The 13537-nt window shown below is 69.1% G+C and carries 13 protein-coding genes and 1 rRNA gene; 9 read left to right on the forward strand and 5 right to left on the reverse strand.

The annotated features are described in order from the left end of the window. Nucleotides 1-3: 3 nt before the first annotated feature. A complete protein-coding gene (locus ACWD3E_RS06900; protein ID WP_451386514.1) occupies nucleotides 4-2580 on the forward strand; it encodes an FHA domain-containing protein in 2577 nt (858 codons plus the stop codon). Nucleotides 2581-2659: 79 nt separating this feature from the next. Here the strand turns inward: ACWD3E_RS06900 and ACWD3E_RS06905 are convergent, their stop codons facing one another. After that, a complete protein-coding gene (locus ACWD3E_RS06905) occupies nucleotides 2660-3436 on the reverse strand; it encodes a transglycosylase SLT domain-containing protein (protein ID WP_451386449.1) in 777 nt (258 codons plus the stop codon). Between the two features lie 541 nt (nucleotides 3437-3977). Here ACWD3E_RS06905 and ACWD3E_RS06910 point away from each other — a divergent pair. Both ACWD3E_RS06910 and ACWD3E_RS06915 read left to right on the forward strand, forming a co-directional pair. After that, complete coding sequence (locus tag ACWD3E_RS06910) at nucleotides 3978-5147, forward strand: GAF domain-containing sensor histidine kinase (protein WP_451386450.1); 1170 nt, start codon at nucleotides 3978-3980, stop codon at nucleotides 5145-5147. Continuing rightward, complete coding sequence (locus tag ACWD3E_RS06915) at nucleotides 5140-5781, forward strand: response regulator (protein ID WP_451386451.1); 642 nt, start codon at nucleotides 5140-5142, stop codon at nucleotides 5779-5781. Before ACWD3E_RS06910 ends, ACWD3E_RS06915 begins: the two co-directional genes overlap by 8 nt. A gap of 104 nt (nucleotides 5782-5885) precedes the next feature. On the opposite strand, the gene ACWD3E_RS06920 is transcribed toward ACWD3E_RS06915, so the two are convergent. Next, the gene (locus ACWD3E_RS06920; protein WP_451386452.1) at nucleotides 5886-6671 is read right to left on the reverse strand and encodes a hypothetical protein; all 786 of its coding nucleotides are present in this window, start codon (nucleotides 6669-6671) and stop codon (nucleotides 5886-5888) included. A gap of 150 nt (nucleotides 6672-6821) precedes the next feature. Between ACWD3E_RS06920 and ACWD3E_RS06925 the strand changes: the two genes are divergently transcribed. The 4 genes from ACWD3E_RS06925 (at nucleotide 6822) to lipB (ending at nucleotide 10074) form a co-directional block, all read left to right on the forward strand. Then, nucleotides 6822-7613, forward strand: coding sequence for an ABC transporter ATP-binding protein (locus ACWD3E_RS06925; RefSeq protein WP_451386453.1), 792 nt, complete (start codon nucleotides 6822-6824; stop codon nucleotides 7611-7613). 123 nt (nucleotides 7614-7736) lie between these two features. Beyond that, a complete protein-coding gene (locus ACWD3E_RS06930; protein WP_451386454.1) occupies nucleotides 7737-8168 on the forward strand; it encodes an NfeD family protein in 432 nt (143 codons plus the stop codon). A 112-nt stretch (nucleotides 8169-8280) separates the two neighbouring features. Beyond that, the gene (locus tag ACWD3E_RS06935; RefSeq protein ID WP_451386455.1) at nucleotides 8281-9246 is read left to right on the forward strand and encodes an SPFH domain-containing protein; all 966 of its coding nucleotides are present in this window, start codon (nucleotides 8281-8283) and stop codon (nucleotides 9244-9246) included. A gap of 123 nt (nucleotides 9247-9369) precedes the next feature. Next, nucleotides 9370-10074, forward strand: coding sequence for a lipoyl(octanoyl) transferase LipB (gene lipB, locus ACWD3E_RS06940; RefSeq protein ID WP_451386456.1), 705 nt, complete (start codon nucleotides 9370-9372; stop codon nucleotides 10072-10074). A gap of 19 nt (nucleotides 10075-10093) precedes the next feature. On the opposite strand, the gene ACWD3E_RS06945 is transcribed toward lipB, so the two are convergent. The 3 genes from ACWD3E_RS06945 to ACWD3E_RS06955 form a co-directional block, all read right to left on the reverse strand. Further along, nucleotides 10094-10600: an HNH endonuclease gene (locus tag ACWD3E_RS06945; protein ID WP_451386457.1), complete on the reverse strand. Its 507-nt coding sequence runs from the start codon at nucleotides 10598-10600 to the stop codon at nucleotides 10094-10096. A 167-nt stretch (nucleotides 10601-10767) separates the two neighbouring features. Then, nucleotides 10768-11307: a YbhB/YbcL family Raf kinase inhibitor-like protein gene (locus ACWD3E_RS06950; RefSeq protein ID WP_451386458.1), complete on the reverse strand. Its 540-nt coding sequence runs from the start codon at nucleotides 11305-11307 to the stop codon at nucleotides 10768-10770. A 43-nt stretch (nucleotides 11308-11350) separates the two neighbouring features. Continuing rightward, nucleotides 11351-12133, reverse strand: coding sequence for a sporulation protein (locus tag ACWD3E_RS06955; protein WP_451356701.1), 783 nt, complete (start codon nucleotides 12131-12133; stop codon nucleotides 11351-11353). A 124-nt stretch (nucleotides 12134-12257) separates the two neighbouring features. On the opposite strand from ACWD3E_RS06955, the gene ACWD3E_RS06960 reads away from it, so the two are divergent. After that, entirely contained in the window at nucleotides 12258-12908 is a 651-nt protein-coding gene (locus tag ACWD3E_RS06960; RefSeq protein ID WP_451386459.1) for a DNA-3-methyladenine glycosylase, read from the forward strand. A 539-nt stretch (nucleotides 12909-13447) separates the two neighbouring features. After that, nucleotides 13448-13537 (forward strand): 16S ribosomal RNA (locus tag ACWD3E_RS06965); the annotation flags it as partial.

Below are 13537 nucleotides of genomic sequence, written 5' to 3' on the forward strand. Positions count from 1 at the left end.
GGAGTGCCGGAACTCGTACTGGAATCAAACGGACGGACCTGGACGCTGGACCCGTCCAGGCCCTACACCCTGGGGCGTGATCCGCAGGGTGACATCGTCTTCGACGACGCCAGGGTCTCCTGGCGACACGCCACGGTCAGCTTCAACGGCCGCAGTTGGGCCATCGAGGACCACGGCAGCACCAACGGCACGTTCGTGCAGGGCCAGCGGATCCAGCACATGGAGCTGGCCCCGGGCTCGTCCGTGAACCTCGGCAACGCGACCGACGGACCGTGCCTGAACCTCAGCGCCGCCGCGGCCCCGGTCGGCCAGGCCCAGCAGCCGCAGGCGGCGCCGTACGCCGCCCAGGGCGCGGGCGCCGGCGCCGGCTGGGCGCAGCAGGCCCCGCAGCAGGCTGCCGTACCACCGCAGGCCCAGCAGGCGCCGCAGGCGGGATGGCAGCAGCCGCAGCAGGCCGTGCCGTTCCCGCAGCAGCAGGGCGGTCCGGGCGAGCAGTACGCGCAGAAGACGCCCGGTGGTGGCGCGGGGGCGCCGCCGGTCTACGGCGACCGCAGCCCGACCACGTTCCACCAGTTCTCCGTCGGCCGCGTGATGCGCATAGGCCGTGCCCTGGAGAACGAGCTGGTCGTCTCCGACCTCCAGGTCTCCCGGCACCACGCCGAGTTCCACTCGACGCCCGACGGCCGCTTCGAGATCCGCGACCTGGGCTCGCACAACGGCACCTACGTCAACGGTATGCCGATCGCCAAGGGCGGCTCGGTGCTGCTCGGCCCGGCGGACATCGTCGGTGTCGGTCACTCCAACTTCCGTATCGTCGGCGACCGCCTCGAGGAGTTCGTCGACACCGGTGAGGTCTCCTTCTCCGCGCGCCACCTGACCGTCACGGTCGACGGCGGCAAGCAGATCCTGAAGGACGTCTCCTTCGGCGTCCCGGAGAAGTCGCTGATCGCGGTCATCGGCCCGTCCGGCTCCGGCAAGTCGACCCTGCTCAAGGCCCTCACCGGCTACCGGCCCGCCAACCAGGGCGAGGTCCTGTACGACAACCGGAACCTGTACAAGCAGTTCGCCGAGCTGCGCCAGCGCATCGGTCTGGTCCCGCAGGACGACATCCTGCACAAGGAACTGAGCGTCAAGAAGGCCCTGAAGTACGCGGCCAAGCTGCGCTTCCCCGCCGACACCACCGCCCAGGAGCGCGACGCCCGCATCGACGAGGTGCTGCGCGAGCTGAAGCTCGACGTCCACAAGGACAAGAAGGTCACCTCCCTCTCCGGTGGCCAGCGCAAGCGCGTCTCGGTGGCCCTGGAGCTGCTCACCAAGCCGTCGCTGATCTTCCTGGACGAGCCGACCTCCGGCCTCGACCCGGGCATGGACCGCGATGTCATGCAGCTGCTGCGCGGCCTCGCCGACGACGGCCGTACGGTCCTCGTCGTCACCCACTCGGTGGCCGAGCTGGCGCTGTGCGACAAGCTGCTGGTGATGGCGCCGGGCGGCGCGGTCGCCTACTTCGGTCCGCCGGAGGAGGCGCTGAACTTCTTCGGCTACGACACCTGGGCCGATGTCTTCTCCGCCTTCGAGAACTACCGCGACTACGACTGGGCGGGCCGCTGGAAGGGCTCGCAGCACTACCAGATGTACGCGGCGGACATCGACGCGGTCGCCCCGCAGTCCGTACCCGTGCACATGCCTCCGATGCAGGCCATCAGACCGCCCAAGCCGCAGCCCTGGGGCTCGCAGCTGATGACCCTGATCCGGCGCTATGTGTCGGTCATCGTCTCCGACAAGGGCTTCCTGGCGCTGACGGTGATCCTGCCGGCCGTGCTCGGCGCGGTCAGCCTGCTGATCGACCACAAGCGGGGCCTGCTGGTCAACGCGGCGATCAACCCGCGCACCGGCGTGCACGTCCCGAACGGCACGGCGACCACGGTGCTGCTGATCCTCGCGGTCGGCGCCTGTTTCGCCGGCGCGGCGAACTCGGTCCGTGAGCTGATCAAGGAACGGGTGATCTACGAGCGGGAGCGGGCGACCGGCCTGTCCCGGTCGGCGTACCTGATGTCCAAGGTGGTCGTCCTCGGCGCCGTCACCGTGCTCCAGGGCCTGATGGTCGGCCTGATCGGCTTCTCCAGCCGCGAGATCCCCGACCAGGGGCTCGTCCTGGGCGGCTCGACGCTGTTCGAGCTGTGCCTGCCGATCATGGCGCTCGGCTTCACCTCGATGATGTTCGGCCTGGTGATCTCCTCGCTGGTGAAGACCGCCGAGAAGACGATGCCGCTGCTGGTCATGTTCGCGATCATCCAGGTCGTGTTCACCGGCTGCCTCTTCACCCTGCACGGCACGCTCGGTGTCAACGAGTTCTCGTACCTGATGCCGTCGCGCTGGGCGGTGGCCGCCGCGGGCGCCACGCTGGACTTCAACAACATCGCCCCGAACACCGACGACCCCGGCAGCACGGACCCGCTGTGGGACCACGCGGCCTCGGCCTGGGGCATGGACATGGTCGCCCTGATCGCGATCGGTGTGGCCTGCGGCTTCTTCGTGGCCCGCTTCCTGCGCCGCCACGAGCCCGAGGTCATGCGGAAGTAACCGCACCTGCACGACGTGAAGGGCGGCACCCCCCCGAGGGGTGCCGCCCTTCCGCGTATGTCAGAGGTCCGCGCCAGCCTCAGTACGCGCTGTTGACGTTGTCGATCGAGCCGTACTTGTCGGCCGCGTAGTTGGCGGCCGCGGTGATGTTGGCGACCGGGTCGTAGATGTTCCACGAGGTGCCGTTGACGTGGTACGCGTTGAAGGTCGGCGGGATCACCTGGAGCAGGCCCTTCGACGGGATGCCGTTGATCGCGTTGATGTCCCAGTTGTTGATGGCCATCGGGTTGCCCGAGGATTCCCGCATGATGTTGCGGTGCAGGCCGTTGTAGCTGCCCGGGATGCCCTTGGTGTGCATGATGTCCAGGGCGTGGCGGATCCAGCCGTCGAGGTTGTTGGCGTACGTCTTCGCCGCGACCGGCTGCATCTGGGGGCGCTGCACGGAGCGGCTGGCGGCGGCAGCCTTGGCGGCGCGCGCCTGCACGGCCTTCTTGACGGCCTCGGCCTTCTTGAGGGCCTCGGCCTTCTGCTTGGCGGCGGCGACGGCGGCGGCCTGGGCCTTCGCCTTGGCGAGGGCGGCGGTCTCCGCCTTCTTCTGGGCCGCGAGGGTGTCGAGCTTGATCGTCTCGGTGGCGAGCTGGTCGGTGACCGTGCCCTTGACGTTCTGCAGCGAGGTGGTGGCGCCGGCGATCTTGGCGGTCGTGGCGGGGGCACCGGTGGTGACGCTCTCGGCGTTGCTGGGGGCGGCCGAGAAGGCGAGGGCGGCGCTGCCGAGACAGCAGACACCGGCGATCGCGGCCTTGTGGTGCTTGGTCAGGGAACGACTATGACCACGGGTGAGGATGTTCTTGGGCATGGCTGTGGACCTCTTCTGTAGCGCGGAGGTCGCTCCTGCGTCCGCCGGGGGAATCGGCTCCCTCCCGCACGAACGCCGCGGTGGGTAGCCGCGGCGCTGAGCGACGTGAGCAATTCTTAGCGGGCGCAAAATGCCCTGGCAAAGGTGTGACGTACGATCCCGGGTAGTGGATCGCGGAGGGGCAAATCGGGACAGATTGGGCCGTTCGCCCCGTTCACCCTGGGAGTCTTTAGTTCCTATGTCCGTTAGTACGTGATGTGCACCCTATGCGCGGGCTCACATCGGGGGCCGCGACAATCTCACCGATAGTTGCCGCCGCAACGCCCTGTGTGAGCTCGCCGCAGTCCCGCCCGGCAGCCGCACCTCAGTCCCCGCGCGTATGCCCGCACGCGTAACCGCACGCGCGCGCGTGGAGAAGGGAGAAGTGCGCCGCCACGCGCGCGTGCCGGGGCCTACGACGCCCGCCCTAGGTCCACCGGCCCGGTCCCCGCCGTCACAGGTCCGATCCGCCCTGTCACTCCCCGCCGGTACCGTGAGGAACATGAGTCAAGGCCCCCGGTCCGGCCTCGCAGCGGTGAGTTCCGCGCTGCTGGCCATGAGCAGGCATCTGGAGGTGCGCGACGTCCTCAAGACGATCGTCGCCTCCGCCCGCGAGCTGCTCGACGCGCAGTACGCCGCCCTCGGCGTCCCCGACGATCACGGAGGCTTCGCCCAGTTCGTCGTGGACGGCGTCAGCGACGCCCAGTGGAAGGCCATCGGCCCGCTGCCGCGCCAGCACGGCATTCTCGCCGCGATGCTGCACGAGGCCCGGACCCAGCGCCTCGCCGACGTACGCAAGGACCCGCGCTTCGAGGGCTGGCCGGACGCCCACCCCGACCTGGTCGACTTCCTGGGCGTGCCCATCGGCGACGGCGACGAGGTCATCGGTGCCCTGTTCCTCGCCAACAAGCAGTGCTCCCCGAAGGGCGACCCTCCGGGCCCGAAGCCCGAGGACCTGTGCGGCTTCACCGAGGAGGACGAGGAACTCCTCTCCATCCTCGCCCAGCACGCCGCGATCGCTCTCACCAACGCCCGCCTCTACGAACGCAGTCGCGAGCTGACCATCGCCGAGGAACGCTCCCGGCTCGCCCACGAACTGCACGACGCGGTCAGTCAGAAGCTCTTCTCCCTGCGCCTGACCGCCCAGGCGGCGACCGCGCTGATCGACCGCGATCCGGCCCGCGCGAAGGACGAACTGCACCAGGTCGCGGCGCTCGCCGCCGAGGCGACCGACGAACTGCGCGCCGCCGTCGTGGAGTTGCGCCCCGCCGCCCTCGACGAGGACGGCCTGATCGCCACCCTGCGCACCCAGATACAGGTCCTCGACCGCGCCCACACCGCGCGCGTGACCTTCACCAGCACCGGCTTCCGCGCCCTGCCCGCGTCGCAGGAAGAGGCCCTGCTCAGGGTCGCCCAGGAAGCCCTGCACAACGCCCTGCGCCACTCCGGCGCCGAGCACGTCGACGTGAGCGTGCAGCGGCGTGGCCGCGGAGCCGTCCTGCGCGTCACCGACAACGGCAGCGGCTTCGACCCCAAGCCCGTCCGCCGCGCCGGACGCCATCTGGGCCTGGTCTCCATGCGGGACCGGGCGAGCGGGGTCGGCGGCACGCTGACCGTGGAATCGGCGCCCGGCAAGGGCACCACGATCGAGATGGAGGTCCCTGGTGGCTGACGTAATCAAGGTGCTGCTCGTCGACGACCACCAGGTCGTCCGCCGAGGCCTGCGCACCTTCCTGGAGGTGCAGGACGATATCGAGGTCGTCGGTGAGGCCGCCGACGGCGCCGAAGGCGTGGCCCGCGCCGAGGAGTTGCGGCCCGACATCGTCCTCATGGACGTCAAGATGCCGGGCATGGACGGCATCGACGCCCTGCGCAGACTCCGCGAACTCGACAACCCCGCGCGCGTGCTGATCGTCACCAGCTTCACCGAGCAGCGCACGGTCGTCCCGGCGCTGCGCGCGGGCGCCGCCGGGTACGTCTACAAGGACGTGGACCCAGACGCGCTCGCCGGCGCCATCCGCTCCGTGCACGCGGGGCACATCCTGCTCCAGCCCGAGGTCGCCGGCGCCCTGCTCTCCCAGGAGGAGGTCAACTCCGGCCAGGGCAGAGGTGGTTCGCTGACCGAGCGGGAACGCGAGGTGCTGGGCCTGATAGCGGACGGCCGCTCCAACCGCGAGATCGCCCGCGCCCTGGTGCTGTCCGAGAAGACGGTCAAGACACACGTCTCCAACATCCTGATGAAGCTCGACCTCGCCGACCGCACCCAGGCCGCCCTGTGGGCCGTACGCCACGGGGTGACCGGCTGACGTGCGGTTCATCCACTGAGGCAGAGCCTCTCAAGGGCCGGGCGGTCGTGGAACTCGGCCCGTCCGGGGGTGCCCCCTCTGGGGGAGCCTGAGGACAAGGCCGTTCAGACCCCCCGCTCGCGCTCCTCCACAATGGAGTTGTACGCCGCGACCTGTGCCCGCCGGGCCGTCCGCTCGACCGGCCGCAGCGCCTCGGACCGAGCCGCGATCTCGGCGGAGCTGACCGCCCCGCCGTGCCCGTTGCCGTACGCCAGCGACACCAGCAGCCCGACCCGCTGAGCCAGCTCCAACACCCGCACCGCACGAGGTGGATACCCCGGCGCCAGCACCTCCCGGCCTCGCTCGGACCGTGCCCGGTACGCGTCGATCGCCGCCTCCGCCACCGGACCCGACCCGGCGACGTCCAGCTTCGAGAGCACCGAGGTCGCCTCGCGCAGCGCCTCCGCCAGCTCCCGCTCCGCCTCGCCCAGCGAGGGCACGTCCGCGGGCGGCGCCTCCCGCACCGGCAGCACATGCCAGACCACCTCGGCGTGCACATCGCCCGCGGGCCCGGCCTCGTACACCTCCGGCACCAGCCCGAACGCGGCACCGAAACAGACCACCGCCTCCTCGGCCTCCAGCGCCCGCGCGTTGAACTCCGCCGGCCCGCTCAGCCCCAGCGGATGACCGGGCGCGGGGAGCGCGACCCGCAGGCCGGTGACCCCCAGCGTGCGCAGCCGTCCCAGCGCGAGCGTGAGCCCGACCGGCGCGGACTCACCCGGCAGCCCCTCCACCCGGTGCACCGTGTCCTCGCCCACAATGGCGAGGACAGCGTCATCCGGAGAGACAAGTCCGGCCAAAAGGGCATTTCCCCAAGCGGCAAGGCGTCCTGAACGCGGTTCCGAGAGCATGCCCCCACCCTAAGGACCGGACCGATGGAATGGAGCGACGCACGCGTGGCGTAGATTTCATGAAGGCCGCGCCCACCGGCGCGGCACACCGAGCCACAGGGTTACGCGACAGCCGACGCCGGCGACACTGCAAGGGGAGACAACGCGCTCATGAGCGATGTTCTGGAGCTTCAGGACGTATCCGTGGTCCGCGAAGGCCGGGCTCTGGTGGACCAGGTCTCCTGGTCGGTGAAGGAGGGCGAGCGCTGGGTCATCCTCGGCCCCAACGGCGCCGGCAAGACCACCCTCCTGAACGTCGCGTCCAGCTACCTCTTCCCCAGCAAGGGCACCGCCACCATCCTCGGCGACACCCTCGGCAAGATCGACGTCTTCGACCTGCGCCCCCGCATCGGCGTGGCCGGCATCGCCATGGCCGAGAAGCTCCCCAAGCGCCAGACCGTCCTGGAGACCGTCCTCACCGCCGCCTACGGCATGACGGCCCACTGGCAGGAGGAGTACGACGAGGTCGACGAGCAGCGCGCCCGTGCCTTCCTCGACCGGCTCGGCATGAGCGACTACCTGGAGCGCCGCTTCGGCACCCTCTCCGAGGGCGAGCGCAAGCGCACCCTCATCGCCCGTGCCCTGATGACCGACCCCGAGCTGCTCCTGCTGGACGAGCCCGCCGCCGGCCTCGACCTCGGCGGCCGTGAGGACCTGGTCCGCCGCCTCGGCCGGCTGGCCCGCGACCCCATCGCCCCCTCGATGATCATGGTCACGCACCACGTCGAGGAGATCGCGCCCGGCTTCACCCACGTCCTCATGATCCGTCAGGGCAAGGTCCTCGCCGCCGGCCCGCTCGAGCTGGAACTCACCTCCCGCAACCTCTCCCTCTGCTTCGGCCTCCCGCTCGTCGTCGAGCAGGTCGGCGAGCGCTGGACCGCCCAGGGCCTGCCGCTGTCCTGACCCGTCGGGGCTTGTCCCGTCCCGGCCTTGTCCCGTCCCGGCCTTGTCCCGCCCCGGTCCTGAGCGCCTCCACTCCGGTTTGCGCCCTGTCCGCCGCCCGACCCGGGGTCCTACCATGACCACGTGGACGACATCGACGCATGGGTGTGGTGGCTCGTCGGCGCGGCGGCGCTCGGAATCCCGCTCGTGGTCACCGCGATGCCGGAGTTTGGCATGCTCGCGGTGGGCGCGGTCGCAGCCGCGGTCGTCGCCGGCCTCGGCTTCGACGCCGTGATCCAGGTACTCGCCTTCGTCGTCGTCTCGGTCGCCCTCATCGCCGTCGTCCGGCCCATCGCGGCCCGGCACAGCCGGCAACGCCCCCAATTCGCGAGCGGCGTGGACGCGTTGAAGGGCAAGCAGGCGGTCGTACTGGAGCGCGTCGACGGCTCCGGCGGCCGGATCAAACTCGCCGGAGAGGTCTGGTCGGCCCGTTCCCTGGACACCGGCCGCGCCTACGAAGTGGGCCAGGAGGTGGACGTCGTGGACATCGAAGGGGCCACCGCGATCGTCATCTGAGCCATCCGGCCTGCGAGTTGGGCGGCAGTCTGACAGACTCGACCAGCAAGATCTTCAACAGTCATGAGATCTACCGAAGGCGCCGAGGCGGAGAAGGGTACGGGGAACGACGATGGACGCGGTCATCATCGTCCTGATCATTCTGGTGGTGTTGGTCTTCATCGCCCTGATCAAGACGATCCAGGTCATCCCACAAGCCAGCGCTGCGATCGTGGAGCGCTTCGGCCGATACACGCGGACACTCAACGCGGGCCTCAACATCGTGGTCCCGTTCATCGACACCATCCGCAACCGCATCGACCTGCGCGAACAGGTCGTACCGTTCCCGCCCCAGCCGGTGATCACCCAGGACAACCTGGTCGTGAACATCGACACGGTCATCTACTACCAGGTCACCGACGCCCGGGCCGCCACCTACGAGGTCGCCAGCTACATCCAGGCGATCGAGCAGCTCACCGTCACCACCTTGCGCAACATCATCGGTGGCATGGACCTGGAGCGCACCCTGACCTCCCGCGAGGAGATCAACGCGGCCCTGCGCGGCGTCCTGGACGAGGCCACCGGCAAGTGGGGCATCCGCGTCAACCGCGTCGAGCTGAAGGCCATCGAGCCCCCGACCTCCATCCAGGACTCGATGGAGAAGCAGATGCGCGCCGACCGGGACAAGCGCGCCGCCATCCTCACCGCCGAAGGTACGCGCCAGGCCGCCATCCTCACCGCCGAGGGCGAGAAGCAGTCCCAGATCCTGCGTGCCGAGGGTGAGGCCAAGGCCGCCGCCCTGCGCGCCGAGGGCGAGGCTCAGGCTGTCCGTACGGTCTTCGAGGCCATCCACGCCGGCGACCCGGACCAGAAGCTCCTCAGCTACCAGTACCTCCAGATGCTCCCGAAGATCGCCGAGGGCGACGCCAACAAGCTCTGGATCGTCCCCAGCGAGATCGGCGACGCCCTCAAGGGCCTGTCCGGTGCGATGGGCAACTTCGGCCCGCTGGGGGGCGGTTCGGGCGGCAACGGCTCGTCCGGCAACAACGGCGGCAACGGCACGGGCACGGAGCGCCGCGAGAAGCCGTCCATCGACTGAGCCCGCCCCGCGACGCAGGCGACACAACGGCCCCGCGCTCCGCACCGGACGCGGGGCCGTGACACGCCACCCCCGGTACGTCCCGTCGGCACGTCCCGCCGGCACGGAGAGAGGAACCCAGCAGTGAGCCTGGCGGACGAGGCCGCCGCGGTGGAACCAGCCCCGCGGCAGCACCGCCTGGAGCGCGTCGACCTGGGAGAGGTCCCGTACGAGGCGGCGCAGGCGGACATGGCCCGCTGGGTCGAGCAGCGCAAGCAGGACCAGGCACCGAACCGGCTCTTCCTGCTCACGCACCCCCCGGTGATCACCTACACCGCCCGCACCCCACAGGACCAACTACCCGGCGCGGACTCCCCGATCAGCCTCGTGCCGACCGACCGCGGCGGGCACGCCACCTATCACGGCCCCGGCCAGCTCATCGGTTACCTCGTGGTGAACGTCCGTGAACTCGGACCCCGCGGCCTGGTCCGCCGCGTCGAACACGCGCTGACCGACGCCCTGGACACCCTCGGCTTCCCGGCGATCCGCCGGGAGACCCCGCGCGGAGCCGAGAGCCTCGTCGGCGTCTGGACCCCCGATCACCTCAAGCTCGCCTCGATCGGCATGCGCATCAGCGGCAGCGTCTCCAGCCACGGCTTCGCCCTGAACGTCGACTCCGACCTCAGCGTCTACACCACGTTCACGGCCTGCGCCCTGCCCGGCGTCCGGATGACCTCCCTGGCGGAACTCGCCGCCGAACGCGGAGTGCCCACGCCCACCGCGGCCGAGGTGCGCGACGCGGTCGCCGAAGCGATGGCCGCGCACCTGACACCGGACGAACGCGGATAGGAGCCGGCCGCTCAGGCCGTCACGCGGCCTCGCGTGCCAGCCACTGTGGCAGCGCGTCCAAGTCCTCCTGCCCCATCGCCAGCAGCATGGCGTCGGCCGGAGTCGGCTCGAACGGCTCCCGCAGCAGCTCCATCCCCGCCTCCTCCGGCGTCCGGTTCGCCTTGCGGTGATTGTCCTCCGCACACGCGGCCACCGTGTTCAGCCACGTGTCCTGCCCGCCCTGCGCCCGCGGCACGACATGGTCCACGGTCGTCGCCCTGCGCCCGCAGTAAGCGCACCGGTGCCGGTCCCGGACCAGCACCCCCCGCCTCGACCACGGTGCTTGTCTTCGGAACGGCACCCGTACATAGCGGCAAAGCCTGATCACCCGGGGAGCGGGTATGTCCACATCTGTACCGCGCATACGCAGCTCGGGATGGGACTGTTCGACCACGGCCTTGTCCTGCAGCACCAGCACGACAGCTCGGTTCAGGGTCACCGTCGACAGCGGCTCGAAGCTCGCGTTCAGCACCAACGTGTCACGCATCCAGCCCACCTCCCGTGTGCACCTGCCCACCCCCCGGCGGGCTTGGATCAACTCTGGACGGGCGCGCCGAGATGGACAACGCAATAAAAAATGCCCGCCTCCGATCACTTCCAAGACCGGAGGCGGGCAAACGTTCCATGAACGCTCAACGCATTCAGTGCATCACATCAGCCCTCGGCGGGGTTCTCGTACTCCCCGATCAGCTGTGCACGCGCGATCGTGTGGAACCGCAGGTTGAAGCCGACGACGGCCGGAGTGGCCTCCGAGTCCGGACCGAGCTTCGCCTGGTCCACCGCGTAGACGGTGAAGACGTACCGGTGCGGTCCGTCCCCGGGCGGCGGAGCGGCACCGCCGAAGTCCTTCGTCCCGTAGTCGTTGCGCACCTGTACGGCACCGTCGGGCAGCCCTTCGAACTTTCCGCTGCCCGCACCCGCCGGCAACTCGGACACCGTGGCCGGGATGTCGAACACGACCCAGTGCCAGAACCCGCTGCCGGTCGGCGCGTCGGGGTCGTAGCAGGTCACGGCGAAGCTCTTGGTCTCCACAGGGAACCCCTCCCACCGCAGCTGCGGCGAGATGTTGCCCCCCTCGTAGACCTGAGCGCTCCCCAGCGTCGCGCCCTCTTCGATGTCGTCGCTCGTCACCGTGAACATCGGTACGGGCGGATGGAAGTCGTGGGGGAGAGGCCGCCGCTTCAGCTCGGTCACCTCGGTACCTCCTGATCGATTCCTGGAATCACCGGACCCGAGCCTAGAACCAGTTGCGCTTGCTGCCGACCTCGGACAGCCACTGGTTGAGGTACGCCGCCCAGTCGGTCCCGTGGAAGTCGTTCAGACCCACCTGGAAGGACCGGTAGGTGTCCGAGCCCTCGCTGAACAGACCCGGCTTCTTGTCCATCTCCAGTACGACGTCCATGGCGTGCTCGTCGGCCACGAAGCTCAGCTCGACCTGGTTCAGCCCCCGGTACTGCGACGGCGGGTAGAACTCGATCTCCTGGTAGAAGGGCAGCCGCTGCCGCGTCCCCCGGATGTGCCCGCGCTCCATGTCCGCGTTCTTGAAGCGGAAGCCCAGCTGGATGAACGCGTCCAGGATCGCCTTCTGCGCCGGGAGCGGGTGCACGTTGATCGGGTCCAGGTCACCGGAGTCCACCGCGCGGGCGATCGCCAGCTCGGTCGTCACGCCGATGTGCATCCCGCGCAGCGCCTGCCCGTCGATCATGGTGACCGGCGTCTCCCAGGGGATCTCCAGTCCGAACGGCACCGCGTGCACGGCCCCGGCCTGCAGCTCGAAGGCGCCACCGAGCCGCACCTTGGTGAACTCGATGTTCTGCTTGTACTCCTCGTCGCCGCTCTCCACCTCCACCCGTGCCTGCAGGCCCACGGACAGCCCCTCGATGTCCTGGTTGACGGACCCGCCCTGGATCCGCACCTCACCCTGCACGACGCCACCGGGCACGACGTTGACCTCGGTCAGCACGGTCTCGACCGACGCGCCTCCGGCCCCGAGGCTCGCGAGCAGCTTTTTGAACGCCATGACTCTCCCTTTACGAATGGATCCTCGCCCCGTACAAACGCGATCCGGCGGCAACCGGTTCCGGCACGGAAGGCATCCGTCCGGACGACTGGCCCACCGGTCCGCTGGACTACGCTCGGACGGCATGATCGCGTCCCCGGACCGTATGCCACTGCCCCGAGAGTTCTTCGACCGCCCTGTACTGGAGGTCGCCCCGGATCTCCTCGGCCGCGTCCTGGTCCGGACGACTCCCGAAGGCCCGATCGCGGTCCGCCTCACGGAGGTCGAGGCGTACGACGGCCCGAACGACCCCGGCTCACACGCCTATCGCGGTCGCACCTCACGCAATGCGGTGATGTTCGGTCCACCCGGGCATGTGTACGTCTACTTCACCTACGGCATGTGGCACTGCATGAACCTTGTCTGTGGACCGGAGGGCAGGGCGAGCGCCGTCCTGCTCCGCGCCGGCGAGGTCGTGGAGGGCGTGGAGCTGGCCCGCAAACGTCGAGTTTCAGCCCGAAACGACATGGAACTGGCCAAGGGTCCGGCCCGCCTGGCCACCGCTCTGGAGGTCGACCGCGCCCTGGACGGCACGGACGCCTGCGCCGCCGGCGAGACTCCTCTGCGACTGCTGACCGGCACCCCGGTCGCTTCAGAGCAGGTGAGAAGCGGTCCACGCACCGGAGTCGCCGGCGAGGGCGGAAACGGAGACGTCCATCCCTGGCGCTTCTGGGTCGCCAACGACCCGACGGTGAGCCCCTATCGGGCCCATGTACCGAGGCGCCGCTCAAGTTGACGCGTCCCTGGAAGGTGCGTAATGTATCCCGAGCCGCTGAACCGGGTACGGCAATCGCCTGCAGCCGGAGCGGCCATCCACTACCCAGCTACAAACCCTCAACGGGGTCGATTTTTGGCGCGCCCGCGTGCCCGAAATTCGAACTTGTGAGAGTCGATTATGAGTCGCCGAGGAAATGGGCTAACGTAGTGAATGTCGAAAGGCCGACGGGCGAGAGTCCGAAAGCCCCAGACAAATCCCGCCGACCGGGAATCGGACGCCGAAAGGATCTGATAGAGTCGGAAAAACCGAAGGGAAGCCCGGAGGAAAGCCCGAGAGGGTGAGTACAAAGGAAGCGACCGTTCCTTGAGAACTCAACAGCGTGCCAAAAATCAACGCCAGATATGTTGATACCCCGTCCGTCGGAACTATCCGATGGTCGAGGTTCCTTTGAAAAAGTCCTCCCGAGAGGGAGGCGCACAGCGAGGACGCTGTGAACCGCCGGATTATTCCTCCGGTGGTTCCGCTCTCGTGGTGTTCATCCCGATTACGGGAAAACATTCACGGAGAGTTTGATCCTGGCTCAGGACGAACGCTGGCGGCGTGCTTAACACATGCAAGTCGAACGATGAAGCCCTTCGGGGTGGATT

The organism is Streptomyces sp. NPDC002676, from assembly GCF_053592455.1.

Bases quoted from the DNA above. Each gene is read 5' to 3' on its own strand.
- ACWD3E_RS06905 (WP_451386449.1), bottom strand. From the start codon at position 3,436: ATGCCCAAGAACATCCTCACCCGTGGTCATAGTCGTTCCCTGACCAAG.
- ACWD3E_RS06910 (WP_451386450.1), top strand. From the start codon at position 3,978: ATGAGTCAAGGCCCCCGGTCCGGCCTCGCAGCGGTGAGTTCCGCGCTG.
- ACWD3E_RS06920 (WP_451386452.1), bottom strand. From the start codon at position 6,671: ATGCTCTCGGAACCGCGTTCAGGACGCCTTGCCGCTTGGGGAAATGCC.
- ACWD3E_RS06925 (WP_451386453.1), top strand. From the start codon at position 6,822: ATGAGCGATGTTCTGGAGCTTCAGGACGTATCCGTGGTCCGCGAAGGC.
- ACWD3E_RS06935 (WP_451386455.1), top strand. From the start codon at position 8,281: ATGGACGCGGTCATCATCGTCCTGATCATTCTGGTGGTGTTGGTCTTC.
- ACWD3E_RS06945 (WP_451386457.1), bottom strand. From the start codon at position 10,600: ATGCGTGACACGTTGGTGCTGAACGCGAGCTTCGAGCCGCTGTCGACG.
- ACWD3E_RS06955 (WP_451356701.1), bottom strand. From the start codon at position 12,133: ATGGCGTTCAAAAAGCTGCTCGCGAGCCTCGGGGCCGGAGGCGCGTCG.
- ACWD3E_RS06960 (WP_451386459.1), top strand. From the start codon at position 12,258: ATGATCGCGTCCCCGGACCGTATGCCACTGCCCCGAGAGTTCTTCGAC.